This window comes from Leisingera sp. F5, assembly GCF_001593695.1.
On record NZ_LUKH01001464.1, the window covers coordinates 1 to 1,014 of the forward strand.

General features: G+C 52.7%; 2 protein-coding genes. One reads left to right on the forward strand and one right to left on the reverse strand.

Annotated features, from left to right (window positions below):
* Window positions 1-293: 293 nt before the first annotated feature.
* On the forward strand, window positions 294-479 hold the full coding sequence (locus A2I95_RS42285; RefSeq protein ID WP_156916768.1) for a hypothetical protein: 186 nt from the start codon (window positions 294-296) through the stop codon (window positions 477-479).
* Window positions 480-570: 91 nt separating this feature from the next.
* Here the strand turns inward: A2I95_RS42285 and A2I95_RS42290 are convergent, their stop codons facing one another.
* Window positions 571-861, reverse strand: coding sequence for a hypothetical protein (locus tag A2I95_RS42290; protein ID WP_027256313.1), 291 nt, complete (start codon window positions 859-861; stop codon window positions 571-573).
* Between the last annotated feature and the right edge of the window lie 153 nt (window positions 862-1,014).

Consider the following 1,014-nt stretch of genomic DNA (forward strand, 5'->3'; position numbering starts at 1 on the left):
GTGGCGCCCGGGCATTGCTTGACGCCTATTTCGCCAAGACCGGTGAATATCCCACCTGATCCATCGTGCGCGGCGCATACTGCGAGATCGTTCTCTCTGATTGGCTGAGGCGCGCGATCGAGGCCAATGAGGCTGTGACGATCTCGAACGACTAACCTGGATCATAGACGGCTTCTGTTGCGAACGAGACCAACCCAGCTCCTGCAATTTCGGAAGACTGCCGCGATAAATATCTACCCATTAACGAATACACGATGATATAATCATATTTTAGGTGTTTTGGGGATTTGGAAATGCGCGTTTTCGGCTGCGATATACAACCTTCACCCAGGCACGAAGCTCGCCGTGTGAAAGAAACCGGTATTCGTATCCTCGGCCGCGCAGGTGAATTCGTGATCGTTGCCTATATCGAAGCATCCACATCAAAAGTGGTGATTGAACAGGTTTTAAGGGTCTTTCCGGGCGGCCGCGTAGGCTAAAAAGAGGGTACTCCCCATCGTTCAGCCTCCACACACATCGAAGATGTCAGGAGGCAACTCCTGGTCGTTTATTCGGACAACTGACTGGCAGTCAGATACTCCCATCCCTTTGCGCGTCCATGACGGACGTGAAGACATTCCGCAGCTCGGTCAGGTTCTGGTCTACTTGTTTGTGGTCTAGCTGCATGGCCTTAGCTAGCTCTACCGCCGCGAAATGCGTCTTGTCGATGCAAGCACCGGACTGGATGTCTTGAGCATGTTGCTCGATGGCCAGTGCAGCTGCGAGGAAGTCATCAGCAAAAGGGTCCTGGACAGCTAGAACACGTACCGCGGCCAGCAGTTCTTCGGGTTGTTCCTCAGGAGGCAGAAAGGAGAGTTTCACGGTAAGTTTCCGCTGACCTCGCGATGTTGAAGTGTATGCAAGGTACACTCTTACGTCTTTATGGCACCAGCACCGAAATCCGGTGCATTTATCGGGGCGGAGATTTTAAGTCCCCTGTGTCTACTGGGACCACTTCGTTTACACCGAAGATGT